Here is a 26151-nt window from a genome sequence, read left to right as displayed (position 1 = left end):
GTGATCCTTCATCTGAGTGAGTGCGTCTCATCCCCCCTGGCGCGGCCCCTGACGAATCCTTCCGTCAGGGGCCGCGCCTCGTTCTCGCGTCAGGTGCGGCGCTGACCTGGTCATTCCCGCTCCCAGCGGTTCCCGGCCGCGCTCCGGGCACACCGGAATCTGAGATTCCGGTCGTGATGCCGCCTTCCGCTTCCGCAAACCTCGTGGCACAGACCTTGTCGAATGGGTGGCCAGGACGTCCGGAAGGGGTGATCATGAGAAGTCCAGAGCGCACTTCCCATGAGGAGGCACGGGTGGCCGAGACTCTGAAGAAGGGCAGCCGGGTGACCGGCGCCGCGCGCGACAAGCTCGCGGCAGACCTGAAGAAGAAGTACGACTCCGGTGCGAGCATCCGGGCGCTGGCCGAGGAAACCGGTCGCTCCTACGGATTCGTCCACCGGATGCTCAGTGAGTCCGGAGTCACGCTGCGTGGACGCGGCGGGGCGACACGAGGCAAGAAGGCCGCCTCGGCCTGACCGGGGCGCGGTTCGTCGGGTCCACCGATTCCCATGGTGGCCACCCGGTCGACCGGGTTGTCGGCCGGGTGGTTACTGTGCAGTCACTTACGCGTCAGTATTGATGTCAGTGCTGCACCGGAACCGGAGGCGCCCCATGACTTCGCTCGACTCTGTGCTCGTTTTCGACAAGGACGGTGTACGGCTCACCGTCGAGGACGCCGTTGCCACGGTGACCCTGGCCAACCCGGCGAAGCGCAACGCTCAGTCTCCCGCTCTGTGGCGGGCGTTGACGGAGGCCGGACGGTCGTTGCCTGGCAGCGTGCGGGTCGTGGTCCTGCGTGGCGAGGGCAAGTCCTTCTCCGCCGGGCTCGACCGGCAGGCGTTCACGCCCGAGGGCTTCGACGGAGAGCCGTCCTTCCTCGACCTGGCGCGCGGTTCGGACGAGGACCTGGACGCGGTCATCGCCGAGTACCAGGAGGCGTTCACCTGGTGGCGCCGCAGCGACATCGTGTCGATCGCGGCTGTCCAGGGGCACGCCATCGGTGCCGGGTTCCAGCTCGCCCTCGCCTGCGACCTGCGGGTCGTCGCCGAGGACGTGCAGTTCGCCATGCGCGAGACCAGCCTGGGCCTCGTGCCGGACCTGACCGGCACGCACCCGCTGGTCTCCCTCGTCGGCTACGCCCGTGCGCTGGAGATCTGCGCCACGGGCCGGTTCGTCCACGCGGAGGAGGCCGAGCGCATCGGCCTCGCCAACATCGCCGTGCCCGGCACCGAACTGGACGCCACGGTACGTGACCTGGGCGCCGCGCTGCTCGCCGCGCCGCGTGACGCGGTCATCGAGACCAAGGCGCTGCTCCAGGGTGTCTGCGGCCGCACCTACGAGCAGCAGCGCGCCGCCGAGCGCGCCGCCCAGGCGCGCCGTCTGCGCGACCTGGCCGGCCTCGGGGACTGACGCTCCGGGCCACGGCCGATCCCAGGATCAGCCGACCGCCGAGACCAGCACCGTGACCGTCGTCGCCTCCCGGGCGGCGGCGGTCGCCGCCGTACGGGCCGCGCGGGCCACGTCCAGCGCGCGATGGCCGGCGGCGACCGCCAGCTCCACGCGGAGCAGACCCGGTGCGCGGTGCAGCGGGCCGCCCAGGGTGCCGGTCAGCGCCGCCACGCCCGCGACCGCGAGCACCGCCCGGGCCACGGGGTCGTCCGGCCCGGGGGAGGCCGTCACGGGGGAGGTTCGCCCGGGTGGGTGAGTGGCGGCCGGTGAATCCGGGGCCTGCCGAGGCTCCTCGGCGAGGTCGGTCACGCGAAGATCCACTTCCACGACCACCAGGCCCAGTTCCCCCAGCGCTGAGGCGAACAGGGCCTCGCGCACCTCCGCCGCGAGCGTCGGCAGCGGCCTGCTCGCCTCGGTCCCGTACTCCGCCGCGAGCATCGGCAGCGGCCCGCTCGCCTCCCTTCCGTACTCCGCCGCGAACGCGGCCGAGATCCCCAGCGTCCCCGGGGGCAGCCCGCCCGGCGGTACGGGGAACGGCGCCTCCGCGTCCGCCGCCACGAGCCCCACCCGGAGCGTCCCGGGCACCACTCCCCGTACGGTCGACGCGGCCCGCAGCAGGACCGTCCGCGCCGCCTGCTCCGTCAGCCACGCGCCGTCCGCCGCCTTGCCGAGCGGCAGCAGCCGGCCCGGCCCGAGCCGCTCGCGCACCGCCGCCGCCCAACCCGCTCCCGCTGTCGTCGTCATGTCCCCAGCCTGCCGCATCCCCGGCGCGAGACCGGGCAAGCGCACTTAATGTGGGCAAAGAGGTAGATAACGGAGAGCGGAATGGAAGGGATGACCGCGATGAACGACCCCGCACACCCCGACGAACCGTCCGTCACCAAGCGCGGCGGAGGCGCCCCGGCGGCCCGCGGCCGGACCACCATCGCCGACGGCGTCGTGGAGAAGATCGCCGGTCTGGCGGCCCGTGACGTCCCCGGCGTCCACGCGATGGGCAGCGGTCTCTCCCGCACCATCGGCGCCGTACGCGACCGCGTGCCCGGCGGAGGGCAGAGATCCGGCGTCACGCGGGGCGTGAAGGCCGAGGTCGGCGAGGTGCAGACCGCACTCGACCTGGAGATCGTCGTCGACTACGGCGTCTCGATCGCCGATGTGGCGGGCGACGTGCGCGAGAACGTCGTCGCCGCGGTGGAGCGGATGACCGGCCTGGAGGTCGTCGAGGTCAACATCGCCGTCAGCGACGTGAAGCTGCCGGACGAAGAGGACGAGGTGCCGGAGCCGCGGCTCCAGTAGCCGTCGGCGGCACGGCGGAAAGGGCTCAGCATGAGCATGGGGATGGTCGGCCTGGTGGCCGGAATGGCCCTCGGCTTCGCCGGATACTTCGGCGGCTTCGGGGCGTTCGTGCTGGTCGCGGCGTTGGGCGCGATCGGCTTCGTCGTCGGGCGGTTCCTCGAGGGAGACCTCGAACCCGGCGACTTCTTCCGGGGTCGCGAGCGCGGCGACCGGCGGCGGTGACCGGGGGTGGCAGCAGACCCGTTGGGCCCCGCGGGCCCGGTGGGCCCCGCCGGTCGCGGGGCGACGACGATCGCCGACCGGGTCGTCGCGAAGATCGCGGCACGGGCCGCGCGGGAGGCGCTCGACCGCGTCCCCCCGGGCGGCTCGGCGCCGCACGCCTCGGTCGTCGTGCAGCGTGACGTGGCGCGGGTCTCGCTGAGCCTGGAGCTCGCGCACCCCATCGACCTCGGGCGCCAGTGCGGAGCGGTCCGCAGTCATGTGAAGAGCCGGGTGCGGGAGTTGGCGGGCATGGAGGTGCCCGAGGTGGCGATCCATGTCGAGCGTCTGCACTCCCCGCACACGGCGCGCGCTTCGGCCGGGCGGAGACTGAGATGACCACGGAGACCGACACCGACACCGTCCCCGAGCCCGAGCCCGTACGCGAGAGGGCACCGGCCACGGCCCGGCGCTTCTGGGCCGTCCGGCGGATCCCCGCGGCAGTGGTCGCCCTCCTCGTCCTCGGCGGCGCCGGGCTGCTGCTCTACGACGTGGCCGCGGTACGGGCCGACCACCAGGCCATGCAGTGGCGACGGACGCTCGCCGACGACCTGGCGACCCGGCCCCTCGACAACGCCTGGATCCTGGCCGGAGCCTGCGTCGCCGTCGTCCTCGGCGCCTGGCTGCTGCTGCTCGCGGTCACCCCCGGGCTGCGCGCCGTCCTTCCGATGCGGCGCGACCACGCCGACGTCCGGGCCGGGCTCGACCGGGACGCCGCGGCGGTGATCCTCAGGGACCGGGTCATGGAGGTCTCGGGCGTGCAGTCCGTACGCGTACGGATGAAACGCAAGAAGGTGGCCGTCCGCGCGGTCTCGCACTTCCGGGAGCTCGACGAGGTACGCACCGACATCGCGACCGTGGTGACCACGGGAATCGACGAACTCGGGCTCGCCCGGCCACCGGCGCAGACCGTGCGGGTGGCCCGGCCGCCGAGGAAGGGGTGAAGGGGTGACCGTCATTCTCCGGCGCGTCAACCGGATCGTGCTCGGCCTCCTGGGTCTGCTGCTCGTCGTCGTCGGCGGAGCGGTCCTCGCCGCCGGGTTCGATCTGCCGGTGCCCTCGTGGTGGCCGTGGTCGGGCCCCTCCGACGTGCTGCTGAGCACGGCGGACCGCTACCGGTGGCGCGACGAGGGCTGGTGGTGGCCGACGGTCATCGCCGTCCTCGGGCTCGTCGTGCTGCTCGCCCTGTGGTGGCTGATCGCCCAGTTCCGGCGCGCCCGGCTCGCGGAGGTCCTGGTCGACACCGGCGACGGCGAGGGCGCGACGGTACGGGGCCGGGCACTGGAGACCGTCCTGGCGGCGGACGCGGAGGCGCAGACCGGCGTGGCCCGTGTCCGGGTCCTGCTGACGGGCCGGCGCACGGCGCCCCGTGCCCGGATCGCCATGCTCCTGGAGCCCCACGCCTCCCCGGGCGAGGCCCTGACCTCCCTGTCCACCGGGGCCCTCGCCGATGTCCGTACCTCGGCCGGACTCGCGTCCCTCCCCGCCGAGGCCCGCCTCCGCGCGACCAGGCACGGTGCGCGAAGGGTGACCTGAGCCCGTGTGACCCGAGCCTGGGTGACCCGAGCCTGGGTGACCCGAGCCCGTGTGACCCGAGCCTGTGCGACCGGGGCCGTCCCGCCGGCGCGGACCGTCAGAAGCCGTGCCTCGCCCCGCCGTCCACCGAGACCATCACGCCCGTCACGTAGGAGGCGGCGGGCGACAGCAGGAACGCGGCCGTCCGGCCGAACTCCTCCGGCGTGCCGTACCGGCGCAGCGGGATGCGGGACTCGCCGGCCGCTCGGGCCGCGTCCGCGTCCCCGGACATCGCGTCGAGCGAACGCACCCGGTCCGTGTCGATGCGGCCCGGCAGCACGCCCACGACCCGGATGCCGCGCGGTCCGAGATCGCCCGCGAGGGACTTCGCGAAGCCGGCCAGGCCGGGGCGCAGCCCGTTGGAGATCGTCAGACCCGGGATCGGCTCGTGGACGGAGCCGGAGAGCACGAAGCCGACGACCCCGCCCTCGGTCAGCGACTCCGCCGCCGCCCGTGCCATCCGCACCGCCCCCAGGAAGACCGTGTCGAACGCCGAGGTCCACTGCTCGTCACTGTTGTCCGCGCCGAAGCCCGGAGCGGGACCGCCGACGCTGACGAGGATGCCGTCGAAGCCCCCGAAGCGGGCGCGCGCCTCGGCGATCAGCCGGGCGGGCGACTCCGGGTCGGCGTTGTCGGCGGCCAGGCCGGCCGCGTCCGGGCCCAGCTCCGCGGCCGCCTCGGCCACCGTCTTCTCGTCCCGCCCGGTGATCAGCACCTTCGCGCCCTCGGCGAGCAGCGCCTCGGCCGACGCCCGGCCGAGCCCGCGCGTCGCGCCGGTCACCACGTACACACGGTCCTTCAGTCCAAGATCCATGGCCCTATCCTGCCGCGTCCTTCCACGGCAGCGCGAGGGCGGTGCCCACCAGGCCGATGTGGCTGAACGCCTGCGGGAAATTGCCCAGCTGCCGCCGCGCCACCGGGTCGTACTCCTCCGCCAGGAGCCCCACGTCGTTGCGGAGGGCGAGCAGGCGCTCGAAGAGCTCCCGCGCCTCGTCCTCCCGCCCGATCATCCGCAGCGCGTCCGCGAGCCAGAAGGAGCAGGCGAGAAACGTCCCCTCGCTGCCGGGCAGGCCGTCGACGGAGCTCCCCTCGGTGCTGTAGCGGCGGACGAACCCGCCGTGCGTCAGCTCCTCGCGCACCGCGTCGACCGTCCCCACCACCCGCGGATCGTCCGGCGGCAGGAACCCCACCCGCGGAATCAGCAGCGTCGCCGCGTCCAGCTCCCGCGAGCCGTACGACTGGGTGAACGTGTTGCGCTCCGGGTCGTACCCCTTCGCGCACACCTCGGCGTGGATCTCGTCCCTCATCACCCGCCACCGCGCCGCGTCCCCGCGCAGCGACGGATCCGCCTCGAACGCGCGCACCGCACGGTCGGCGGCGACCCAGGCCATGACCTTCGAGTGCACGAAGTGGCGGCGAGGCCCGCGCACCTCCCACAGCCCCTCGTCCGGATTCCGCCAGCACGACTCCAGGAAGCCCAGCAGGCTCAGCTGCAGGTTCCAGGCATGCGGCTCTGCGGGGATCCCCGCTTCCCGTGCCATGTGGAGCGAGTCCATGACCTCGCCGTACACGTCGAGCTGGAACTGGTCCACCGCCGCGTTCCCGATCCGCACCGGAGCCGAGCCCGCGTAGCCGCTCAGCCAGGGCACCGACATCTCGGGCAGTCGCCGCTCTCCGCCCGGCCCGTACATGATCTGGAGATCGGCCGGATCGCCCGCCACCGCCCGCAGCAGCCAGTCGCGCCACGCCTCCGCCTCGTCGACGTAGCCGGCCGCCAGCAGCGCGCCGAGCGTGAGCGTCGAGTCGCGCAGCCAGCAGGAGCGGTAGTCCCAGTTCCGTACGCCTCCCAGCTCCTCCGGGAGCGAGGTGGTGGGGGCGGCCATGATGCCGCCCGTCGGCGCGTACGTGAGCGCCTTGAGCGTGATCAGCGAGCGCAGCACCGCCTGCCGGTACGGCCCCTCGTAGGCGCAGCGGGCCGACCAGTCGCGCCAGTCCCGCAGACAGTCCTCCAGCGCGCCGTACGGGTCGATCAGATCGGGACGCGGCTCGTGCGAGGGATGCCAGGTGAGCACGAACGCCACCTTCTCGCCCTCCTCGACCGTGAACGACGACCAGGTGGCGAACTGCTGACCCCAGGTCTTCACCGGCGGGTCGCTGCGCAGCCAGACCGAGTCGGGCCCCGCCACGGCCACTCGATGGCCCTCGCTGCGCCGTACCCACGGCACGATCGAGCCGTAGTCGAAGCGCAGCCTCAGCGCCGCGGTCATCTCGACGCTGCCGCTGACGCCCTCCACGATCCGCATCACGTCGGGGGCCTTGTCGCGCTGCGGCATGAAGTCGACGACCTTCACGGTGCCGGTGCGGGTCTCCCAGTAGGTCTCCAGGACGAGGGAGTCGCCCGCGTAGCCCCGGCTGGTGCAGGTCGTGGCGTCCTTGGGCGCGATGCGCCAGTGACCGTTGTCCTGGTCGCCGAGCAGCGCGGCGAAGCAGGCGGCCGAGTCGAAGCGCGGCAGACACAGCCAGTCGATCGACCCGTCACGGCCGACGAGGGCGGCCGTCTGCAGATCACCGATGAGGGCGTAGTCGTCGATACTTTGCGTCACGCTCTGGCGTGTTCCCGGAAGAGGCGACGGTCAATCAGAGAGGCGGCTGAGCCGGAACTCGTCCGGCCGACCCGAAGTTCCTAGACGGCGGCCGGGGCGGGCTCCGGGGTGTCCGCGCCCCCTTCGGTGTCCGCCGCGGCCTGCCGGTCGCGCTTCTCACGACGCACCAGGACGACCCAGCCGACCGGCACGCCGAACGCGAAGAGCCACCACTGCACGGCGTACGCCATGTGTGCGCCGATCGAGTCGTGGTCGGGCTCCGGGACCAGCTCGGGGGTGTTCCCGGCGGGCTCGGGTGCCGTCTGCTCCAGGTAGCCGCCGAGGACCTCGCGGCCCAGCAGTTCGGCCTGCTGGGCGCTGTTGATCAGCATCACCTGACGGTCCGGCAGTCCGCGCAGGTCCTTGATGCCGCTGGCGTCGGTCGTCTCGTCGGCCTTGAGACGGCCGGTGACGGTGACCTCGCCCTCGGGCGCGGGCGGCACCTCGGGGTACGCCTTCTGGTCCGCGGCGGCCGGCACCCAGCCGCGGTTGACCAGGACGATCCGGCCGTCCTTCAGGACCAGCGGGGTGAGCACCATCACACCCTGGCGGTCGTCGGCGTTGGTGCGGCGCCGGACGACGACCTCGTGCGCGGTGTCGTAGGTGCCGGTGGCGGTGGTCCGGCGCCAGTAGTCGGCGCGCGGGACGGTGTGACCGGGGGAGGTGAGCTTCTCGATGGGGAGCGGCTCCGCCTTCAGGTTCTCCTCGATCAGGGCGTTCTGGGCGACGCGGCGCTCGTGCCGGTGGAACTGCCAGAAGCCCAGCTCGACCATCGTCGGGACGAGGGCGAGGGCGATGAGGGTGAGGATCACCCACTGCCGGGACAACAGGAAGCGGTACACCCCATGACCGTACAACTGTGGTCATGGGGTGCACGCACGGGGGTTCCGGTCGCCCGGGGCGACCGTGGCTCAGACGTGATCGACGATGCCCACCTTTCCCTCCGCGCGGGCGCAGTGCCCGCCGCAGTACCAGCTGCCCTCGACCTCGACGCCCTGGCCGATGATCTGCACCTTGCAGTGCTCACAGATGGGCGCCATGCGGTGAATGGCGCAGGAGAAGCAGTCGAAGACGTGCACCGCGCCCTGCGCGTGCACCTCGAAGGACATGCCGTAATCGTTTCCGCAGACCTCACAACGTGCCATGCGCCACAGGGTGCGACGCGCGCCCGGTGAAGCGTCGGCGGCACGCCCGGCGCGTCACCCGTCTGCCGGGGCCACGTCCCGCAGCAACTGGGTGAAGGCCGCCTCGTCGACGATCGGCGTGCCGAAGGACTTCGCCTTCACGGTCTTGGAGGTCGCGGCGTCGGGGTCGTTGGTGACCAGCAGGCTCGTCAGCCGGGACACGCTGCCGGCGATGTGGAGCCCCGCGTCGAACGCGCGGTCCTCCAGCAGCTCGCGGTCGATGGAGGTGTCGCCCGAGAACGCCACCCGCATCCCCTGCTTGAGCGGTTTGTCCGTTTCGTAGCGCCCGGGGTTGGGGTGCGGGCACGGCGGCCGCTTCCGTGAGGGGCGCCAGCTGTTCGCGTGGTACGAGGCCTGGTGGCCGATCCGCGGCGCGGCGGGCGTGGACGCCCACTCCGTCAGCGGCCGGCACTCCAGCAGCGGCAGCCGTACGTTCCGCTCGGCGGCCGTGTGCAGACTCGGGCGGAAGGCCTCCGCCAGCACGCGGGCGTCGTCCAGTGCGTTGTGCGCCCGCTGCTGGACCACGCCGTAGTGCGCGGCCAGCGACTCCAGCTTGTGGTTGGGCAGCGGAAGCGAGAGCTCCTTGGAGAGGGCGATCGTGCACAGCCGCTGCCGCACCGGCGCGGTGCGCTCGGCCCGCGCGTACTCCCGGGCGATCATCTGCCAGTCGAAGATGGCGTTGTGCGCCACCAGGACCCTGCCGTCGAGCCGGGCGGAGAACTCGGCGGCGATCTCCGGAAAGAGCGGCGCGCCCTCCAGCAGGTCGGAGGTCAGTCCGTGGATCCAGACCGGCCCCGGGTCCCGCTCCGGGTTGACGAGCGTGTACCAGTGGTCCTCGACATTGCCCTGGGCGTCGAGCCGGTAGACGGCAGCCGACACTATCCGGTCGTCGCGGGCGAGTCCGGTGGTCTCCACGTCGACGACCGCGTACCCCTGTGGGTAGGCGGCCGGCCACGTCGCTGCTGTCGTACGGTCGTCAAGCATGGTCACTGAGAATACGGGCCGACGCCGACAACGCCGCCCCCGGTGTCCACTCGGGTGCCGGATTCCGGTCACCGTGTTGACGCCGATCCCGCTCGCCGCGGCCAGGACGCCGCTCGCGCGGGCGAGTTCACCCGGGACGGCCCGCCCCGCTCACCCCAGCAGGGCCACCAGGTCCCCGGCCGCCGCCTGTTCGAGCCCGCAGCCGTCCACCGGTCCGGGCAGCAGACGGTAGACCGTGCCCGTCACGTCCTCGGGCACGACGTCGCCGTCCAGGAGGGCGAGGAACGCGTTCCTGCCGTTCGCCGCCCGGGCCGCCGTCTCCCGCCCGTCCTCCGCGGTCCGCCGCCGCTCTGGGACCCCCGCCGTACGGATCCGGTCCGCGAACGGCCCGGCCTCCTCGCCGGGACGCCGCGCGTACTCCCACACCTCGTCGGCACGCTCGTGCCCGCGCCGCAGCACCACGACCCGGTCCGTGCGCGCGGCGGCATGCCAGACGGCCAGGTCCCAGAGCGTCGTCCGGCCGGCGGTGAAGTACTGGTGCAGATCCCTGCCGACCCGGCCCAGGTCCGCGCTGTGCGCGGACACGCTCTGGAAGCCTTCGGAGGGCGGCAGGTGCAGGTCCGTCCAGAGGAAGGTGCGGTGCTCCAGGTCGACCAGCATCGGCACGTGGAGCCGGGCGTCGCCCACGAGGTCGTACCGCTGGCGCACCGTCCGCGGGTCGTACTCCGCGTTCCTGCCCTCCCTCGAAGGGAGCGCCATGAAACCGGCGAAGGCGTCCAGGAGCTGTTCGAACGGCACGTTGTTGTAGCTGAGGACGATCGGCATGGCGAAGCGCACGCCGGCGTCGGCGAGCCGTGCCAGGTCGAGATCGGCGTACTCGGTCGCGCCCGCGGGGGCCGGGGCCGAGGTCAGATCACCGGAGTGGACGACGGCCCGCCTGCCGTAGACGAGGTTGGTGTAGTCGCAGAGCCCGACGTAGGACCACTCCGCGTCGAAGAGCGCGACGGACAGGTCCAGGTCGACCCGGGTCTTCGGCGGCTGGGTCCAGTGCAGGAACATGCGCAGGACCTCGCCCCGGGGCAGCGGCTGCGTCGAGCCGCGCGGCACCGACACCAGGGCCTTGACCGCGGCCCCTTCCGCGGACGGCACCGCGAGCCCGGAGAGCCCCTCGTCCAGGACGGCGACGTCGAACCGGGACGCCGCGCCGAGCCGGCGGAGCGCCTCGCGCTCCAGCAGGGCGCAGACCTCCTCGGTGAGCGTGGCCGGCAGGGGCGGGCGCAGGTCGTCGGTCGTGTACGCGTGCGTGACCCGGCCGCGCGGGAAGAACACCCGCCGCTCGCCCGGCAGATGACGGATCCGGAGCCGCCCGAGCGCCGAGAGCAGCGGGCCGGGGCCCGCGCCGGGCAGGGCGCGGCGCAGCGTCTCGGCCACGCGCGCGGGGAGGGTGGCGGAGCCGTACAGCCGCAGCAGGTGGTCGAGGCGGCGCACCAGTTCGCCGGGGCGCTGCGCCAGCAGCGTGAGCGCGGTGTCGGGGTCCCGCTCGGCCAGGGCCGTCTCGACGCGGGACGACCAGGTGTGCGGCTTGAGGCGGAGGCCGTCGACCCGTACGACGTGCGGGTGCTCGGCGGCGGTCCGCAGCAGGGCCTTGCCCAGCGGGTCGTCCCCGGTCTCGACCGAGGTGCCGCGCAGCACCGCGAAGGCCATGGCCGCCCGGGGGTGCCGGGCGTGCCGCTCGTACGGGTGGAGGATCTCGGCGGCCTTCTTCCACAGACCGGGATGGCGCAGCAGGTCCTCGACCAGCGACGTCGTGTCGAGCCCGTCGAGGACGGCGAGGAGCCGGCGGCGCAGCGGGCGCGGCAGCGACAGGAAGCGCCTGGGCTCCAGGAGGTCGGCCTCTCCGCCCGACCGGACGGCCAGCAGCCGCAGGACGTCGGTGGCGGTGGTCAGTCGGCGGTCCAGCTCGGCTTCCACGGCCGCACGGGTGGTCCGGTCGAGCCACAGGGTGCCCAGGAGCAGGGCCTTGGTCTCCCGTACGGGGATGTCCTCGGGCAGCCAGTCGAGCGTGGCCGGCGTGTGGGCGAGGAGCACCTTCAGGTCGTCGCGGTCGCTCGGGGAGAGCGGAGTGCGCCGGGCCAGCAGGGTCAGCAGGGCCGTGACCACGTCGGCGGGCAGGTCGCGGCCGAACGCCAGCAGCCGCAGCGGACCGGCCGAGGACTCCTTCTCCTCGTCCTCGGTGTCCTCGGTGGGGGCGGCGGTCGGCTTCAGGAAGGGGTCGTCCGGGTCGACGCGACGGTGGCAGATCGGGCAGCCGCTGTACTCGGCGCCGTCCCAGCAGCGCCCGCACACCAGGTGGGCGCAGGGGGAGACGGCGTGGACGGTGCCGGCGGTGCCGCACAGCACGCACGGCTGGGCCGGCCACTGCAGCAGCAGGGTGAAGACCCGGTCGACGTACAGCGCGGACGTGTCGTCGGGAACAGAGGCCGGGAAGGACCGGAACAGCGGCATGTGCGGTCGGTCCACGCCCAGTTCGGCGTCGAGCCGGCCGAGGAGCTGACGGCCCGCGTCCGCGAGCCCGGCCGGTCCGAGCCGGGCCAGCGCGGCGCGCAGCTCGGCGGTGAGGGCGAAGCCCCGGTCCAGGAGTTCCGCCTCCAGGGCGGTGAGCCCTTCGGCGGTGGAAGGGTCGCCGGGGCGGTGCCCGGCCTGATCGACGTAGACCGTGCGGAGACGGCGGAGCAGGACGGACGACACCACAGACAAAAAGGGATCTCCAGAAGGGAGGGGAAGAGTGGGGCGGGAGACGGAGAGTGAGCGCGCTACGGGTGTCGTAGAAAAGAGAGAAGGAAGCACGCTTGCGGAGCCGTCCCCGCGTGGGACTCACCCTAGGGCGGCCCCACGCGCGCGTGCCACCGAATTAATCCGGGATCCCGTCGTGAGGAGCCGCCGGGGTCTCGTCGCCAGGTTCCGCCCGGCTCCCGTCGGGGATCCTCAACAGGCCGTCCACCAGGGCCCGTACGGAGGTGGTGAAGAGCCGCTCCGGGTCGACCGGGGCCGCCAGCGCGCGGCTGAGGGCGGGATCCGGCGGGTCGGTCGTCTCGGACCGCCAGAGCTCCACCTCGCCGGGCGACTGGACCGGTGCCCGCTCGCGGTTGCGCTCGACCAGGACATGGCCGACGACCTGGACCTGGACGGCCCGGACCGCCTCCGCCGCCCGGGCGCCGCGCAGTCCCGCCGCATGCACCTCGTGGGCCAGGGCGCGCTGGGCGGGCAGGAACATCCGCTCCGTCAGGCCCCGTTCGTGCACCATCGCCACCAGGTGCGGGCGCGCCCGCAGATCCCGGCGGAGCGCGCGCGCCACCGAGACGATCCGGGCGGCGGGGGTGCGGCCGCGCGGGGTGATCGCGGAGAGGTCGGCGACCGTCCGCTCGACCAGCGCGTCCAGCAGGGACTCCCGGTTGCCGACGTGCCAGTAGATCGAGGTGACCGCCGTGCCGAGTTCGGCGGCGAGCCTGCGCATGGTCAGGGCGTCCGGGCCGTGCTGCTTCACCAGAGCGGCGGCGGCCTCCAGCACCTCCTCGCGGGTGAGTGCGGTGCGCGCCATGAGATCCCCCAACTCTGTTGCCTGCACGGCTCTTTACCCTTCATCGCCGCCGGTGTAACTGTGTTACAGACCCGACCCGCTGAAGGGTGGTACGTCCATGGCACGAGTACGGTACGGGGCGCGCACCGACGCCGAGATCACGGCGGCCCGCACGAAGAGCGCGAAGCTCCCCGACATCTGGTCCACCGGAGTGGTCGCCGTATGGGAGACCGATCCGGACGTGGTGGCGGCCGTCCTGCCGCCCCCGCTGAAACCCACCGAACGGCCCCTCGTACGGGCCAACATCTCCCAGGTCGACCTGCCCGGCTACCCCCTCGGCGCAGGCTCGGTCGCCGTCGCCGCCGCCCACGGCGACCAGGAGGGCTGGTATCCGCTCGTCATGCCGATGACCCTGGAGCGCGCCCTCATCGGCGGCCGCGAGGTCTTCGGCGAACCGAAGAAGCTCGGCGACGTCGTCGTCGAACGCGACGGGCTCGTCGTGCATGCCTCGCTCGGACGGCACGGCATCGACTTCGTCGAGGTGCGCGGAGCGGTCTCCGGCCCGCTGCCGCTCCCCGAACCCGCGGAGAAGACCGACTTCTACTTCAAGTTCCTGCCGGGCGTGGACGGCACCGGCTTCGACGCCGACCCGGTCCTGGTCCACTGCGTCCGCGCCGAGAAGGTCCGCAGGCTGGAGCGGATCACCGGGGACGTCGTCCTGCGCGAGTCCATGTACGACCCCGTCGCCGACCTCGCCGTCCGCCGGATCGTCGAGATCACCATCGGCGAGAAGACCACCGACCAGAAGGGCCGGGTCGTGGAGCGGGTCAGCGCCCAGGCCCTCCTGCCGTACATCCACCAGCGGTACGACGACCCGCAGCAGATCCTCGACGGCCCGCCGGAAGGGAGCGTGTGATGGAGCTGCGTCAGGGCCAGGTCGCCGTCGTCACCGGAGCGGCGAGCGGCATCGGGCTGGCGATGGCCCGCCGCTTCGCCGCCGAGGGGCTCGCCGTCGTCCTCGGCGACGTGGAGGACGCCGCGCTCGCCAAGGCCGCCGGCGAACTGAGGGAGGAGGGCGCCCGGATCCTCGCCCGTACCGTCGACGTCAGCGAGCCCGACTCCGTACGGGCCTTCGCGGACGCCGCGTACGACACCTTCGGCGCCGTCCACGTCCTCTGCAACAACGCCGGCGTCGGCTCCGGCGCCGAGGGCCGCATGTGGGAGCACGAGCCCAACGACTGGAAATGGGCCTTCTCCGTCAACGTCTGGGGAGTCTTCCACGGCATCCAGGCGTTCGTCCCGCGCATGATCGCCGGCGGCGAGCCGGGGCACGTCGTCAACACCTCCTCCGGCGACGGCGGGATCGCCCCGCTGCCCACCGCCTCCGTGTACGCCGTCACCAAGGCGGCCGTGGTGACCATGACCGAGTCCCTGTACGCGCACCTGAAGGCGGAGCACGCGCGCGTGGGGGCGTCCGTGCTCTTCCCCGGCCCGCACATGCTGCGCACCGGCCTGTGGGAGTCGCACCGCAACAGGCCCGAGCGGTACGCCAAGGAGCGGCCGCGCAGGACCCCGTACCGCAGCCTCGACCAGTGGGAGGCGGCCATGAAGGACGCCGGGCACGAGGTCGCCTTCACCCCCGTCGAGGAGGTCGCCGAGCACGTCGTCGACGGGATCCGCGCCGACCGGTTCTGGATGCTCCCGGCGAGCGAGCACAGCGACCGGCAGATCCGGGCGCGCTCGCGGTCCATGCTCGACCGCGCCGACCCGTCGTACCTGGAGAACTTCATTCTCGACTGAGGGGGCAGTGATGTCCGATCCGAACGACCCGTATCTGATCATCTCCTCCGACTGCCACGCCGGTCTGCCCACCGAGCGCTACCGGCCCTATCTGGACGCCCGCTTCCACCGCGCCTTCGACGACTTCCTCGCCGGACGGGACGCCCGGCGTGAGGCCATGACCCGGCTCGGGGTCCGCAACGAGGCGTTCGCGAACAAGTGGTTCAGCGACAACGAGGAAGGGCTGCGGGGCGGCTGGGACGCCGCCCAGCGGCTCAAGGAGCTCGACGGGGACGGTGTGGCCGCCGAGGTCGTCTTCCCCGACGCGGACGCCGTCGACAGCCAGACCGCGGCGCCCTTCGGGGTCGGCCTCGGGCTCTCCGGCGACCAGGACCCGGAGCTCGGCATGGCGGGCGCGCAGGCGCACAACCGCTGGCTGGCCGAGTTCGTCGGGCAGAACCCCGAGCGGCACTGCGGGGTGGCGCTGCTGCCGATCACGGCCGAGCCGTCGAAGGTCGTCGCCGAGATCCACCGGGCCAAGGAGTCGGGGCTCGGGGCGCTGATGATCCCCTCCATGTGGGTGGACAAGGAGCCGTACCACGACCGGCGTTACGACCCCGTCTGGGCGGCGGCCGCCGAGACGGGGATGCCGCTGGTCACCCACTCCGGCGCCGCTCCGCGCGAGGAGTACGGGGACCATCTCGGCATCTACGTCAGCGAGGTGACCTGGTGGCCCGCGAGGCCGCTGTGGTTCCTGCTCTGGTCCGGGGTCTTCGAGCGCCACCCGGGACTGAGGTTCGGCGTCGCCGAGTCCGGCTGCTGGTGGCTGCCGAACCTGCTCTGGTTCATGGACCGGCTCTACCTGGGCGCGCACGGCGGCAAGAAACTGTCCCCGTTCGCCGAACTCAGGCGGCCGCCGAGCGAGTACCTGGACCGCCAGGTCTTCGTCTGCGCCACCAACACCAAGCGGCGCGAGCTGGCCCAGCGGTACGAGATCGGCGTGGACAACATCCTCTGGGGCTCCGACTTCCCGCACCCGGAGGGGACCTGGCCCAACACGCGCGCGTGGCTGCGGAACACCTTCCACGACATCCCGGTGGCGGAGACGCGCCGGATGCTGGGCCTCGCCGCGGCCGAGGTCTTCGGATTCGACGTCCCGAAACTGGAGCCGATCGCCAGGCGGATCGGTCCCACCCCCGCCGAACTGGGCCAGTCGCCCGACCAGGCGGCCGTGGAGGCGTCCTGGGCGCGCTCCCGCGACGTCGGGCGCCACTGGCTCACGGACCACGACTTCCCCGCCCTGGGGGTGAGCTGATGGACCGCTACACGGTCATCTCGGCGGACTGCCACGCGGGCGCCGACCTGCTCGACTACAAGCCGTACCTGGAGAAGAGGCACCACGACGACTTCGACGCCTGGGCGGCCGGCTACGTCAACCCCTACGAGGACCTGCTCGCCGACACCGCCGACCGCAACTGGAACTCGGGGCGGCGGCTGCGCGAGCTGGAGGCGGACGGGATCGTCGCGGAGGTCGTCTTCCCCAACACCATCCCGCCGTTCTTCCCCTCCGCCTCCCTGATGGCCCCGGCGCCGACCCGCGCGGAGTTCGAGCAGCGCTGGGCCGGGCTGCGCGCCCACAACCGCTGGCTGGCCGAGTTCTGCGCGGAAGCGCCCGGGCGCAGGGCCGGCGTGGCGCAGATCCTCCTCAACGACGTCGACGAGGCGGTGAAGGAGATCCGCCGCACCAGGGAGGCGGGCCTCACCGGCGGCATCCTCCTGCCCGGCGCGCCGCCCGGCAGCGGGATCCCCGAGCTCTACTCGCAGACGTACGACCCGATCTGGGCGGTCTGCGCGGAGCTGGACGTCCCCGTCAACCACCACGGCGGCTCCGCCTCGCCGCCGCTCGGCGACGAACCCGCCGCGCGTGCGGTGTTCATGGTGGAGACGACCTGGTTCTCGCACCGGGCGCTGTGGCACCTCGTCTTCGGCGGCGCGTTCCGCCGCCACCCGGCGCTGAAGCTCGTCCTGACCGAGCAGGGCTCGGGATGGATCCCCGGGGTCATGGACATGCTGGACTACTACCACGCGCGCCTGGTCGCGGCGGCCTCGCGGGCCGCCACCGCCGAGTCCAAGTTCGGAGCCGGCCTCGCCGAGTCCATGGGCAAGGGGCCCAGCGAGGTCTGGCGGGACAACTGCTTCGTCGGCGCGAGCTTCATGCGCCCGCACGAGGTCCCGCTGCGCGACCGGATCGGCCTCGACAAGATCATGTGGGGCAGCGACTACCCGCACGACGAGGGCACGACCCCGTACTCCCGCGAAGGTCTCCGCATCGCGTACGCCGGGCTGCCGAGGGAGGAGGTCGCGGCGATGGTCGGCGGCAACGCGGCCCGGGTCTACGGCTTCGACCTGCCGTTCCTGGACTCCCTGGCGGCCGTGCACGGTCCCGCCGTCGAGGAGATCGCCGAGCCCCTCAAGGAGGTCCCCGCGGACGCCACGAGCCCCGCCTTCGCCCCGGGCGGGTCGGTCCGCGTCTGGTGAGGGCCCGGGTGAGAACCTCCCGGGGTGACTGAACCACCCACCCACGACGAAGCCCACGGCGGCGGTCTCGGCACCCGTCTGAACTGGCTCCGGGCGGCCGTCCTCGGAGCCAACGACGGCGTCGTCTCCACCGCGGGCCTCGTCGTGGGAGTCGCCGGTGCGACGGAGTCCCGGGCCGCACTGCTCACGGCGGGCCTGGCCGGTCTCCTCGCCGGTTCGATGTCGATGGCGGCGGGGGAGTACGTGTCGGTCTCCACCCAGCGCGACTCGGAGAAGGCGGCCCTCGCCGCGGAACGGCGCGAACTGCGCGAACAGCCCGAGGCCGAACTCGCCGAACTGACGGACCTCCTGGCCGCCCGCGGCCTCTCGCCGGACGTCGCCCGTGAGGCCGCGGAACAGCTCACCGAACGCGACGCCCTGCGCGCCCACGCGCGCGTGGAGCTCGGCATCGACCCCGACCGGCTCACCGACCCCTGGCACGCGGCCGGTGCCAGCTTCCTCGCCTTCACGGTCGGAGCAGCGCTCCCCCTCCTCGCGATCGTCCTCCCGCCCGCCCCGGTCCGCCTCTGGGTCACGGTCCTCTCGGTCCTCGCCGCCCTCGCCCTCACCGGCTGGTGGAGTGCCCGCCTGGGCGCGGCCCCACCGCCCCGGGCGGTCCTGCGCAACACGGCCGGCGGCGCGCTGGCGATGGCGGTGACGTACGGGGCGGGGTCCCTGCTGGGAGCGGCGGGGGTCTGACCGCCGCGGTGGGAGGGCGTCGCCGACCGCCCCGTTGTCGGAAGGTGCCAAAGCTTGCTGACAAGTCGTCTCGCATGCTTGTGGTGACGGCGTCTAGCCCGTCCCGACCCGCGCCCCTACCGTCATCGCCATGCCGAACCTGCCCGATGTCGTGCTCTGGTCCATACCGGCGTTCGTCCTGCTCACCGTCGTCGAGATGGTCAGCTACCGGCTCCATCCCGACGAGGAAGCCGCCGGGTACGAGGCCAAGGACGCCGCCACCAGCATCGGCATGGGGCTCGGGAGCCTCTTCTTCGACCTCCTGTGGAAGATCCCGATCATCGCGATCTACACCGCGGTGTACGAGCTCACCCCGCTCCGCGTCCCCCTCCTGTGGTGGACGATCCCGCTCATGCTGCTGGCGCAGGACTTCTGCTACTACTGGTCGCACCGCGGCCACCACGTCATCCGGATCCTGTGGGCCTCCCACGTCGTGCACCACAGCAGCCGCAGGTTCAACCTCTCCACCGCGCTGCGCCAGCCGTGGACCGGTGCCACGTCGTGGCCCTTCTATCTGCCGATGATCGCGCTCGGCGTCCACCCGGCCGCCCTCGCCTTCTGCTCCTCGGTCAACCTCGTCTACCAGTTCTGGATCCACACCGAGCGCGTCGACAAGCTGCCCAGGCCCTTCGAGTACGTCCTCAACACGCCCTCGCACCACCGCGTCCACCACGCCTCCCAGGGCGGATACCTGGACCGGAACTTCGGCGGCATCCTCATCCTCTGGGACCGGATGTTCGGCTCCTGGGTCGCCGAGACCGAGCGGCCCGTCTTCGGGCTCACCAAGAACATCGAGACGTACAACCCGCTGCGCGTGGCCACCCACGAGTACGCCGCCATCGCCCGTGACCTCCGGGCCGCGACCGGCTGGCGCGAGCGCGCCGGGCGGGTCTTCCGGGGGCCGGGATGGCAGCCCGCCGCCACACCCGGACCCGTCGCCGGACCCGTCGCCGGGAAAGCCGTGGGCCCCGCGGCAGCGCCGACCGCCGAGCCCGCCGCGTGAGCGCCCGCACCGCCCTCGCCGCGGCGCCCCGACCCGCCGCCGGCGCACTCTCCCGCGGCCTCCTCGTCGCCCTCGCGCTCGCCGTCGCCGTCGACCTGGGTTCCCTCCTCGCGGGCGCCGAGCTCGGGCACCTGATCGCCAAACCGCTGCTGCTGCCGCTCCTCGCCGCCTACGCCGCGACCCGGGGCGCCCCGAGACTCCTGCTCGCCGCGCTGCTCCTCGGCTGGGCCGGAGACGTCCTGCTGCTCTCCGACGCCGACGGCGCCTTCCTCGCCGGCATGGGCGCCTTCGCCGCCGGCCACGGCTGCTACCTCGTGCTCTTCGGACGACGGCGTACGTCCGTCCCCCTCGGGATCGTGTACACCGGTGTCCTCCTCGGCACCGTCGTGCTCCTGTGGCCCGATCTCCCCGCCGAGCTGCGGATACCCGTCGCCGGCTACTCGTTCCTGCTGGCCGCGACGGCCTACCGGTCGAGCGCCCTGGGGCTCGCCGCGGGCGCGGGCGGAGCGCTCTTCCTGCTCTCGGACACGCTCATCGCGACCGGTCTCGCCGGCTGGCCCCGGCCGCCCGCTCCCGACTTCTGGATCATGGCCACCTATGTCGCCGCCCAGTGCCTGCTGACCGCGGGAGCGCTGAAGGCGGAGTACGGTGAACGTCGTACTACCGACTGACAGCGAGGACCGTCCGCCATGCGCGCCACCACCATCCATGCCCCGTTCGAGATGCGCGTGGAGGACGTGCCCGACCCGGTGATCCAGGACCCGACGGACGTCGTCGTCCGGGTCCTGCGCGCCTGCATCTGCGGCAGCGACCTGTGGGCCTACCGCGGCGAGTCCGCCCGGCAGCCCGGCCAGCGCATCGGCCACGAGTTCCTGGGCGTCGTGGAGGCGGCCGGCCCCGACGTCTCCGGCTTCCGCACCGGTGACCTGGTCGTCGCCCCCTTCGTCTGGTCCGACGGCACCTGCGAGTACTGCGCCGAGGGCCTGCAGACCTCCTGCCCGAGCGGCGGATTCTGGGGCTCCGTCGGCTCCGACGGCGGCCAGGGCGAGGCCGTGCGGGTGCCCTTCGCCGACGGCACCCTCGTCAAGCTGCCCGCGGAGGCGGCCTCCGACGACCACCTGCTGACCGCTCTCCTCGCGCTCTCCGACGTGATGGGCACCGGACACCACGCCGCCCTCGGCGCCGGTGTCCGCGCGGGCTCGACGGTCGCCGTGGTCGGTGACGGCGCCGTCGGCCTGTGCGGAGTCCTCGCCGCCAAGCGCCTCGGCGCCGAGCGGATCATCGCCCTCGGCCGCCACACCGCCCGTACCGACATCGCCCGGACCTTCGGCGCCACCGACGTCGTCGCCGAACGCGGCGAGGCCGCCGAGGCCGCCGTCCGCGAACTCACCGGCGGCCACGGCGCCCACGCCGTGATCGAGGCGGTCGGCACCGAGCAGTCGATGCGGACCGCCGTCGCGATCGCCCGCGACGGCGGCTCCATCGGATACGTCGGCGTCCCGCACGGCAGCGGCACGGGGCTCGACCTCTCCGTCATGTTCGACCGGAACATCGCGCTGCGCGGCGGCGTGGCACCGGTCCGCGCGTACATCCCCGAGCTGCTCCCGGACATCCTCGACGGCACCATCGACCCGGCGCCGGTCTTCGACCTCGCCGTCGGCCTCGACGGGGTCCCGGACGGCTACAAGGCGATGGACGAGCGCACCGCGCTGAAGGTCCTCGTCACGCCGTAGGGGCCGTCGCGCCGCTCAGGCCCCGAGCCACTCGGGCTCGTCCCCACCCTGAAGGCCCGGCGGCCGCGACCAGCCCGCCGGGCCGCCCTCGTACGAGACGGGCGACAGCGCATGCCGCAGCCGGCCCAGCGGGCCGTCCGTCTCCGTGAGGTACCGCTCGGGCTCGTACCGCGGCAGCGTGTGCGTCAGCCAGTGCCCCGTCTGCGCCAGCGCCAGCCGTACGAGACGGGTGCCGCCGTCCCTGTCCTGCTCGGTGAGGGAGCGCAGCACGGCCGCCGCGAGCAGGTAGCCCGTGCCGTGGTCCAGCGCCTGCGCGGGCAGGACGCCCGGCCTCTCCTCCGAGCCCTCGGTCACCGCGATCCCGGTCGCCGCCTGCACCAGGCTGTCGAAGCCGCGCCGCCCGCCCCAGGGGCCGTGGTCACCCCACGCGGAGAGCCGCGCGACCACCAGACCGGGCCTGTGGAGCGCGAAGCGGTCGAGGGCGCCGGGGCGGTAACCGGTGACCAGGACGTCGGCCGAGTCGAGCAGTTCGCCGAAGGCGCGCCGGTCCGAGGGGCGGTCCAGATCGAGCCCCGCCGTCCGCTTGCCGATGTCCGTGTCCGCGTGCTGGTCGGGCAGCTCGGGGTTGCCCGGCGGGTCGATCCGCAGCACGTCCGCGCCGAGCCACGCGAGCGTCCGGGTCGCCACCGGGCCCGCGATGACCCGGGTGAGGTCGAGCACCCGGAGCGGACCCGAACGCCGCCTCGGGGGAGCCTCGTCCAGCCGCTCCCGCGTCAACAGAGGCCGTGCGGCGACCTCCCGGCCCTGCTCGGACGCCCTCCACCGCTCGGGCGTGCGTACGGCGACGGCAAGGCCCCCGGCCGCGTACACGGCCGCCTCCACCTCCTCGGCACCGCGCTGCCCGATCGCCGCGCCGACGGCCTCCGGCGACTCCTCCCGTACCTCCAGGGCGCGCACCAGCGCCGCCCGGTGGTGCGGGTAGTTGGCATGCGTGCGGATCCAGCCGTCGGCGGCCCGGAAGAAGCCGGACAACGGCGCGAAGCTGACCGGCGCCCGTCCGTCCACGCGCAGATGACGCTCGCTCACGAAGGCCGTGGCGACCGCGTCGTCGTCCACCCGCACCGGCCCCGGCAGCCCGGCCCGCTCCACCGCGGCGAGTCCCGCCACCGCGACCGTCGCGCGCGCCAGGTCCATGACGGGGAGCCGGGCGGCGAGCAGCCCCGACGTCCCGACGAACGACACCCGGTCGACCAGGGCGGGATCGCCGCCCAGGACCGACCACAACAACTCCGTACCCGTACGCGCTGTGTTGTCCATGCCCGCATGATGGCACTCAGTGCCATGCGAAGGGGCCCCGGTGTGGCATGCCACACCGGGGCCCCTCACGTGAAACGTCCGTCCCTAGCGGCGCTTGACCGCGTCGAGCGCGTCCACGAGACCGGCTCCGTAGAAGCCGTTCTTGCTCTTGCCGCCCTCGCAGACGGCGTCGACGGCGCCGTCACCGTCGATGTCGTACGGGTTGGTGCAGGCGCGGTCGTCGGCCTGCGCGTACAGCATCGCCTTGAGCGCGGCCGGGCTCGCCTTCGGGTGCGTCGACTTCAGCAGCGCGAGCACACCGGCGGCGTGCGGCGCGGCCATCGACGTACCGGCCTTGTAGTTGAAGCCGCCGTTGACCGTGGTCGACAGGATCCGGCCGTTGACGGCCGGCGCGTCCGGGGTCTGGTACTCGGTGCGGTCGCCACCGGGCGCCGCGATGTCGATGACACCGTCACCGTAGTTCGAGTACGAGGCCTTCAGGTCCTTGGCACCGGTCGCGGAGACCGTGACCACGCCCGGCAGCATCGCCGGGTAGTCCAGGCACTCCTTCGGGTCGATGACCCGGGTCACCGGAGTGGTGTCGTTCGGGCTGGTGGCGTCCGTGAGCTCGTCCGACGCCAGGTCCATGTCGGAGTTGCCGGCCGCCGCCACGTTGACCGTGCCCTTGCGCTCCGCGTAGCGGGTGGCGCGGGTGACGGCCTCGATCAGCGCCTTCTGGTCGGCGTCGTTCTTGCATGCGAACAGCCACGGGTCGGTGTAGTAGCTGTTGTTGGTGATCTCGACGCCGTGCTCGGCCGCCCACACGAAGCCGCAGACGACGGCCTCGGTGTAGAAGAAGCCGTCGGGGGTGGACACCTTGATGCCCGAGACCTTCACGCCCGGCGCGACACCCGTGATGCCGGTGCCGTTCTTGGCGGCGGCGATGGTGCCGGCGACGTGCGTGCCGTGGTCGCTCTCGCCCGGGTTCGGACGCCACGAGCCGGGGGTGATGTCCGGCTTGCCGGTGACGCAGTTGGCGGACGCCTTGGCGTCGAAGTTCGGCGCCAGGTCCGGGTGGGTGTCGTCGACACCCGTGTCGATGACGCCGACAGTGACGTTCCTGCTGCCGAGCGTCTTGCGGTGCGCCTGGTCCGCCTTGATGGCGGGCAGGTCCCACTGCAGCGGCTCGAGCGCGTCCTGGTCGTCCGTGGCACGCGCCGCGGCGGAGGTGGCCTCGGACGCGGTCAGCGCCTGGCCGCCCTCGCCGACGGAGGTGTCGGTCTGGACGGAGAGCGGGGCGGTGCGCGTCGAACCGGCCGACACCACACCGCGGGCCTTGCGGATCGTCTTCGCGAACTCGGGGTTCTGCGAGTGGACGACTATGACGCCGATCTGGTCATAGGACATGACCACGGTGCCACCGGCCGCGGCTATCGCCTTCTTCACCGACGCGGCCGTGCCGCGGCCCCCGTCGACGTTCACGACGTACGACAGCTTGGGACCGTCCGTCGAGACGGCGGTCGTCGCGGGGGCGTCGCTCACCACCGCGGCGGATGCGCCGGTCGGAAGGAAGCCGAGCGAGGCCGTGAGCGCGAGACCGGCAGGCAGAGCGAGTACTCGGCCGCGTCTCGATCCCAGATGAGCCATGGGTTCTCCACATCATCCGTATGTACTGCCCGCGCGCGGATTGCGGACGGGCAGGTGCATGACGAGTGAAGTTATCGCTGATCTTCCCGGCCCATCAATGAGTTCAGACGACTTCCTGCAGATCCGGAGGAAAATCCAGGAAGAAAGAAGTTTCGCGGTGAACCGAGTCGCCCCGCCCTCCGTGCCGTTGTGCAGGGGAGGCGCTCCGCCGGGAGCGCCGGTCCCCACACCCCCCAGCGAGGCCCCCTTGTCCATGCCCACCGCACCGATGTCGCGAGGAGAATCCGTGGCTACCGAAGCACCGCCGCCGCCCCCGGGCGGCCCGGACGCCCACACCGGCCCCGCCCAGCCGCCGACGGCGGCCTTCGTCGAGGTGCAGGAGAGCGCGGAGTTCGGCGAACTGCGCCGCACCTACCGCTCCTTCGCGTTCCCCCTGACGGTCGCCTTCATCGCCTGGTACCTGCTGTACGTGCTGCTCTCCAACTATGCGGGCGGCTTCATGGGGACCAAGCTCTTCGGCAACATCAACGTGGCGCTCGTCCTCGGCCTCGGCCAGTTCGCCACCACGTTCCTCATCGCCTGGCTCTACTCGCGGCACGCGGCGAACCGCCTCGACCCGAAGGCCGAGGCCATCAAGTCCCGTATGGAGCAGGAGGCCGACGCGTGAGCAGCACCCTTCTCCTCGCGGCGGACAGCGCCACCGGTGAGCACCGCACGCTGATCATCACCCTCTTCGGCGCCTTCGTCGTCGCCACGCTCTTCATCACCGTCTGGGCCGGCCGCCAGACCAAGAGCGCCGCCGACTTCTACGCCGGCGGGCGCCAGTTCACCGGCTTCCAGAACGGCCTCGCGATCTCCGGCGACTACATGTCCGCCGCGTCCTTCCTCGGCATCGCCGGCGCCATCGCGCTCTTCGGCTACGACGGCTTCCTGTACTCGATCGGCTTCCTCGTCGCCTGGCTGGTCGCCCTCCTCCTGGTCGCCGAACCGCTGCGCAACTCCGGCCGGTTCACCATGGGCGACGTCCTCGCCTACCGGATGCGCCAGCGCCCCGTCCGTACCGCCGCAGGCACCTCCACCATCGTCGTCTCGATCTTCTACCTGCTCGCCCAGATGGCCGGCGCGGGCGTGCTCGTCTCGCTGCTGCTCGGCATCACCAGCGACGGCGGCAAGGTCGCGATCGTCGCCCTGGTCGGCGTGCTGATGATCGTGTACGTCACCATCGGCGGCATGAAGGGCACCACCTGGGTGCAGATGGTGAAGGCGGTCCTGCTCATCGCGGGCACGCTCCTGATCACCTTCCTCATCCTGTGGAAGTTCAACTTCAACCTCTCGGACCTGCTGGGCGCGGCCGCCACCAACAGCGGCAAGGGCTCGGCCTTCCTGGAGCCCGGTCTCAAGTACGGGGTCTCCGGCATCTCGAAGCTGGACTTCATCTCGCTCGGCATCGCGCTCGTCCTGGGCACCGCCGGCCTGCCGCACATCCTGATCCGCTTCTACACGGTGCCGACCGCCAAGGCCGCCCGTAAGTCCGTCAACTGGGCCATCGGCATCATCGGCGCCTTCTACCTGATGACCATCGTCCTCGGCTTCGGCGCCGCGGCCCTGCTGAAGAACAGCGACATCGTCGCCTCCAACAAGGCGGGCAACACCGCCGCGCCGCTCGCGGCCCTGGAGATCGGTGGCGGCGCGGGCTCCACCGGCGGAGCGATCCTGCTCGCGGTCATCTCCGCCGTCGCCTTCGCCACCATCCTCGCGGTCGTCGCCGGACTGACGCTGGCCTCGTCGTCCTCCTTCGCGCACGACATCTACGCCAACGTGATCCGGCGCGGAAAGGCCACCGAGCAGGAGGAGGTCCGCGCGGCCCGCTGGGCGACCGTCCTCATCGGCATCGTCTCGATCGCGCTCGGCGCGCTCGCCCGCGACCTGAACGTCGCCGGCCTGGTCGCGCTCGCCTTCGCGGTCGCCGCCTCCGCCAACCTGCCGACGATCCTCTACAGCCTGTTCTGGAAGCGCTTCACCACCCAGGGCGCGCTCTGGTCGATCTACGGCGGTCTGATCTCCTCGGTCGTCCTGGTGCTGTTCTCGCCGGTCGTCTCCGGAAAGCCGACCTCGATGTTCAAGAGCGTGGACTTCTACTGGTTCCCGCTGGAGAACCCGGGCCTCGTCTCCATCCCGCTGGGTTTCCTGCTCGGCTGGCTCGGTTCCCTCCTCTCCAAGGAGGAGCCCGACAAGGGCAAGTACGCGGAACTGGAGGTCAAGTCCCTCACCGGTGTCGGAGCGCACTGACCCGCACACGGTGAGCGACCGCCGGGCGGGGGGGCCGCGGGGGCGGTAGACAAGCGGCCGCCCGCGCCCACGGACAAATAACCCCACC

At 72.6% G+C, this 26151-nt stretch carries 27 protein-coding genes; 17 read left to right on the top strand and 10 right to left on the bottom strand.

Going from position 1 to position 26151, the window contains the following annotated elements:
* Positions 1-293 precede the first annotated feature (293 nt).
* Together AB0D99_RS32895 and AB0D99_RS32890 are read left to right on the top strand one after the other, a co-directional pair.
* Positions 294-515 (top strand): helix-turn-helix domain-containing protein, encoded by a 222-nt coding sequence (locus AB0D99_RS32895; protein WP_006123601.1) that lies wholly within the window; start codon positions 294-296, stop codon positions 513-515.
* 136 nt (positions 516-651) lie between these two features.
* Positions 652-1449 carry an enoyl-CoA hydratase/isomerase family protein gene (locus AB0D99_RS32890; protein WP_362370825.1) on the top strand — a complete coding sequence of 266 codons (798 nt, stop codon included), beginning with the start codon at positions 652-654 and terminating at the stop codon, positions 1447-1449.
* Between the two features lie 27 nt (positions 1450-1476).
* Here AB0D99_RS32890 and AB0D99_RS32885 read toward each other — a convergent pair whose 3' ends face one another.
* Complete coding sequence (locus tag AB0D99_RS32885) at positions 1477-2232, bottom strand: hypothetical protein (protein WP_362370822.1); 756 nt, start codon at positions 2230-2232, stop codon at positions 1477-1479.
* A gap of 99 nt (positions 2233-2331) precedes the next feature.
* Here AB0D99_RS32885 and AB0D99_RS32880 point away from each other — a divergent pair, with 99 nt between their 5' ends.
* From AB0D99_RS32880 to amaP, 5 genes are read left to right on the top strand one after another with little or no spacing between them, the layout of a single operon-like run.
* Complete coding sequence (locus AB0D99_RS32880) at positions 2332-2781, top strand: Asp23/Gls24 family envelope stress response protein (protein WP_362370819.1); 450 nt, start codon at positions 2332-2334, stop codon at positions 2779-2781.
* Between the two features lie 30 nt (positions 2782-2811).
* Complete coding sequence (locus tag AB0D99_RS32875) at positions 2812-3003, top strand: hypothetical protein (RefSeq protein ID WP_362370816.1); 192 nt, start codon at positions 2812-2814, stop codon at positions 3001-3003.
* Between the two features lie 6 nt (positions 3004-3009).
* On the top strand, positions 3010-3378 hold the full coding sequence (locus AB0D99_RS32870) for a hypothetical protein (protein ID WP_362370813.1): 369 nt from the start codon (positions 3010-3012) through the stop codon (positions 3376-3378).
* Positions 3375-3983, top strand: a complete 609-nt coding sequence (locus tag AB0D99_RS32865; protein WP_362370810.1) for a DUF6286 domain-containing protein — start codon at positions 3375-3377, stop codon at positions 3981-3983. Before AB0D99_RS32870 ends, AB0D99_RS32865 begins: the two co-directional genes overlap by 4 nt.
* A gap of 13 nt (positions 3984-3996) precedes the next feature.
* Positions 3997-4575 (top strand): alkaline shock response membrane anchor protein AmaP, encoded by a 579-nt coding sequence (gene amaP, locus AB0D99_RS32860; protein ID WP_362370847.1) that lies wholly within the window; start codon positions 3997-3999, stop codon positions 4573-4575.
* A gap of 97 nt (positions 4576-4672) precedes the next feature.
* On the opposite strand, the gene AB0D99_RS32855 is transcribed toward amaP, so the two are convergent.
* The 7 genes from AB0D99_RS32855 to AB0D99_RS32825 all read right to left on the bottom strand — a co-directional run bounded on the left by AB0D99_RS32855 (position 4673) and on the right by AB0D99_RS32825 (position 13022).
* Positions 4673-5428 (bottom strand): SDR family oxidoreductase, encoded by a 756-nt coding sequence (locus tag AB0D99_RS32855; RefSeq protein WP_362370807.1) that lies wholly within the window; start codon positions 5426-5428, stop codon positions 4673-4675.
* A gap of 4 nt (positions 5429-5432) precedes the next feature.
* Positions 5433-7217: a glycoside hydrolase family 15 protein gene (locus AB0D99_RS32850; protein WP_362370804.1), complete on the bottom strand. Its 1785-nt coding sequence runs from the start codon at positions 7215-7217 to the stop codon at positions 5433-5435.
* Between the two features lie 80 nt (positions 7218-7297).
* Complete coding sequence (locus tag AB0D99_RS32845) at positions 7298-8098, bottom strand: SURF1 family protein (RefSeq protein ID WP_362370802.1); 801 nt, start codon at positions 8096-8098, stop codon at positions 7298-7300.
* A 69-nt stretch (positions 8099-8167) separates the two neighbouring features.
* Positions 8168-8401 carry a hypothetical protein gene (locus AB0D99_RS32840; protein WP_352192130.1) on the bottom strand — a complete coding sequence of 78 codons (234 nt, stop codon included), beginning with the start codon at positions 8399-8401 and terminating at the stop codon, positions 8168-8170.
* Positions 8402-8455: 54 nt separating this feature from the next.
* On the bottom strand, positions 8456-9430 hold the full coding sequence (locus AB0D99_RS32835) for a DEDDh family exonuclease (protein WP_362370800.1): 975 nt from the start codon (positions 9428-9430) through the stop codon (positions 8456-8458).
* A 144-nt stretch (positions 9431-9574) separates the two neighbouring features.
* On the bottom strand, positions 9575-12181 hold the full coding sequence (locus AB0D99_RS32830) for an MXAN_6230/SCO0854 family RING domain-containing protein (RefSeq protein ID WP_362370797.1): 2607 nt from the start codon (positions 12179-12181) through the stop codon (positions 9575-9577).
* Positions 12182-12335: 154 nt separating this feature from the next.
* On the bottom strand, positions 12336-13022 hold the full coding sequence (locus tag AB0D99_RS32825; protein ID WP_362370794.1) for a helix-turn-helix domain-containing protein: 687 nt from the start codon (positions 13020-13022) through the stop codon (positions 12336-12338).
* A 97-nt stretch (positions 13023-13119) separates the two neighbouring features.
* Between AB0D99_RS32825 and AB0D99_RS32820 the strand changes: the two genes are divergently transcribed.
* The 8 genes from AB0D99_RS32820 (at position 13120) to AB0D99_RS32785 (ending at position 20831) form a co-directional block, all read left to right on the top strand.
* Positions 13120-13917, top strand: coding sequence for an acetoacetate decarboxylase family protein (locus tag AB0D99_RS32820; protein WP_362370791.1), 798 nt, complete (start codon positions 13120-13122; stop codon positions 13915-13917).
* Positions 13917-14801 (top strand): SDR family NAD(P)-dependent oxidoreductase, encoded by an 885-nt coding sequence (locus tag AB0D99_RS32815; protein WP_362370788.1) that lies wholly within the window; start codon positions 13917-13919, stop codon positions 14799-14801. The genes AB0D99_RS32820 and AB0D99_RS32815 overlap by 1 nt, the downstream gene beginning before the upstream one ends.
* 10 nt (positions 14802-14811) lie before the next feature.
* Positions 14812-16095, top strand: coding sequence for an amidohydrolase family protein (locus tag AB0D99_RS32810; RefSeq protein ID WP_362370785.1), 1284 nt, complete (start codon positions 14812-14814; stop codon positions 16093-16095).
* Positions 16095-17318, top strand: a complete 1224-nt coding sequence (locus AB0D99_RS32805) for an amidohydrolase family protein (RefSeq protein WP_362370782.1) — start codon at positions 16095-16097, stop codon at positions 17316-17318. The genes AB0D99_RS32810 and AB0D99_RS32805 overlap by 1 nt, the downstream gene beginning before the upstream one ends.
* A gap of 24 nt (positions 17319-17342) precedes the next feature.
* Entirely contained in the window at positions 17343-18056 is a 714-nt protein-coding gene (locus AB0D99_RS32800) for a VIT family protein (protein ID WP_362370778.1), read from the top strand.
* Between the two features lie 130 nt (positions 18057-18186).
* The gene (locus AB0D99_RS32795) at positions 18187-19098 is read left to right on the top strand and encodes a sterol desaturase family protein (protein WP_362370775.1); all 912 of its coding nucleotides are present in this window, start codon (positions 18187-18189) and stop codon (positions 19096-19098) included.
* Positions 19095-19769 (top strand): lysoplasmalogenase, encoded by a 675-nt coding sequence (locus AB0D99_RS32790; RefSeq protein ID WP_362370772.1) that lies wholly within the window; start codon positions 19095-19097, stop codon positions 19767-19769. Before AB0D99_RS32795 ends, AB0D99_RS32790 begins: the two co-directional genes overlap by 4 nt.
* Positions 19770-19787: 18 nt before the next feature.
* Positions 19788-20831, top strand: a complete 1044-nt coding sequence (locus AB0D99_RS32785; RefSeq protein WP_362370769.1) for a zinc-dependent alcohol dehydrogenase family protein — start codon at positions 19788-19790, stop codon at positions 20829-20831.
* Between the two features lie 15 nt (positions 20832-20846).
* Here the strand turns inward: AB0D99_RS32785 and AB0D99_RS32780 are convergent, their stop codons facing one another.
* Together AB0D99_RS32780 and AB0D99_RS32775 are read right to left on the bottom strand one after the other, a co-directional pair.
* Positions 20847-22148 carry a CoA transferase gene (locus AB0D99_RS32780; protein WP_362370766.1) on the bottom strand — a complete coding sequence of 434 codons (1302 nt, stop codon included), beginning with the start codon at positions 22146-22148 and terminating at the stop codon, positions 20847-20849.
* Positions 22149-22232: 84 nt separating this feature from the next.
* Entirely contained in the window at positions 22233-23774 is a 1542-nt protein-coding gene (locus AB0D99_RS32775; RefSeq protein ID WP_362370763.1) for a S8 family serine peptidase, read from the bottom strand.
* A gap of 286 nt (positions 23775-24060) precedes the next feature.
* On the opposite strand from AB0D99_RS32775, the gene AB0D99_RS32770 reads away from it, so the two are divergent.
* Positions 24061-24441 carry a DUF485 domain-containing protein gene (locus tag AB0D99_RS32770; RefSeq protein ID WP_362370761.1) on the top strand — a complete coding sequence of 127 codons (381 nt, stop codon included), beginning with the start codon at positions 24061-24063 and terminating at the stop codon, positions 24439-24441.
* Positions 24438-26063: a cation acetate symporter gene (locus AB0D99_RS32765; RefSeq protein ID WP_362370758.1), complete on the top strand. Its 1626-nt coding sequence runs from the start codon at positions 24438-24440 to the stop codon at positions 26061-26063. The genes AB0D99_RS32770 and AB0D99_RS32765 overlap by 4 nt, the downstream gene beginning before the upstream one ends.
* The last annotated feature ends 88 nt before the right edge of the window (positions 26064-26151 follow it).

The organism is Streptomyces sp. NPDC047971, from assembly GCF_040653355.1.
Taxonomy (GTDB): Bacteria; Actinomycetota; Actinomycetes; order Streptomycetales; family Streptomycetaceae; genus Streptomyces.
The sequence above is the reverse complement of the archived record's forward strand: the minus strand, read 5'-3'. Positions and strand labels throughout refer to the sequence as shown.

What these genes read in the sequence shown, in the direction of transcription:
- AB0D99_RS32890 (WP_362370825.1), top strand. Translation starts at nt 652, where the DNA reads ATGACTTCGCTCGACTCTGTGCTCGTTTTCGACAAGGACGGTGTACGG.
- AB0D99_RS32885 (WP_362370822.1), bottom strand. Translation starts at nt 2,232, where the DNA reads ATGACGACGACAGCGGGAGCGGGTTGGGCGGCGGCGGTGCGCGAGCGG.
- AB0D99_RS32880 (WP_362370819.1), top strand. Translation starts at nt 2,332, where the DNA reads ATGAACGACCCCGCACACCCCGACGAACCGTCCGTCACCAAGCGCGGC.
- AB0D99_RS32875 (WP_362370816.1), top strand. Translation starts at nt 2,812, where the DNA reads ATGAGCATGGGGATGGTCGGCCTGGTGGCCGGAATGGCCCTCGGCTTC.
- AB0D99_RS32865 (WP_362370810.1), top strand. Translation starts at nt 3,375, where the DNA reads ATGACCACGGAGACCGACACCGACACCGTCCCCGAGCCCGAGCCCGTA.
- AB0D99_RS32855 (WP_362370807.1), bottom strand. Translation starts at nt 5,428, where the DNA reads ATGGATCTTGGACTGAAGGACCGTGTGTACGTGGTGACCGGCGCGACG.
- AB0D99_RS32840 (WP_352192130.1), bottom strand. Translation starts at nt 8,401, where the DNA reads ATGGCACGTTGTGAGGTCTGCGGAAACGATTACGGCATGTCCTTCGAG.
- AB0D99_RS32825 (WP_362370794.1), bottom strand. Translation starts at nt 13,022, where the DNA reads ATGGCGCGCACCGCACTCACCCGCGAGGAGGTGCTGGAGGCCGCCGCC.
- AB0D99_RS32820 (WP_362370791.1), top strand. Translation starts at nt 13,120, where the DNA reads ATGGCACGAGTACGGTACGGGGCGCGCACCGACGCCGAGATCACGGCG.
- AB0D99_RS32815 (WP_362370788.1), top strand. Translation starts at nt 13,917, where the DNA reads ATGGAGCTGCGTCAGGGCCAGGTCGCCGTCGTCACCGGAGCGGCGAGC.
- AB0D99_RS32810 (WP_362370785.1), top strand. Translation starts at nt 14,812, where the DNA reads ATGTCCGATCCGAACGACCCGTATCTGATCATCTCCTCCGACTGCCAC.
- AB0D99_RS32805 (WP_362370782.1), top strand. Translation starts at nt 16,095, where the DNA reads ATGGACCGCTACACGGTCATCTCGGCGGACTGCCACGCGGGCGCCGAC.
- AB0D99_RS32795 (WP_362370775.1), top strand. Translation starts at nt 18,187, where the DNA reads ATGCCGAACCTGCCCGATGTCGTGCTCTGGTCCATACCGGCGTTCGTC.
- AB0D99_RS32785 (WP_362370769.1), top strand. Translation starts at nt 19,788, where the DNA reads ATGCGCGCCACCACCATCCATGCCCCGTTCGAGATGCGCGTGGAGGAC.
- AB0D99_RS32780 (WP_362370766.1), bottom strand. Translation starts at nt 22,148, where the DNA reads ATGGACAACACAGCGCGTACGGGTACGGAGTTGTTGTGGTCGGTCCTG.
- AB0D99_RS32775 (WP_362370763.1), bottom strand. Translation starts at nt 23,774, where the DNA reads ATGGCTCATCTGGGATCGAGACGCGGCCGAGTACTCGCTCTGCCTGCC.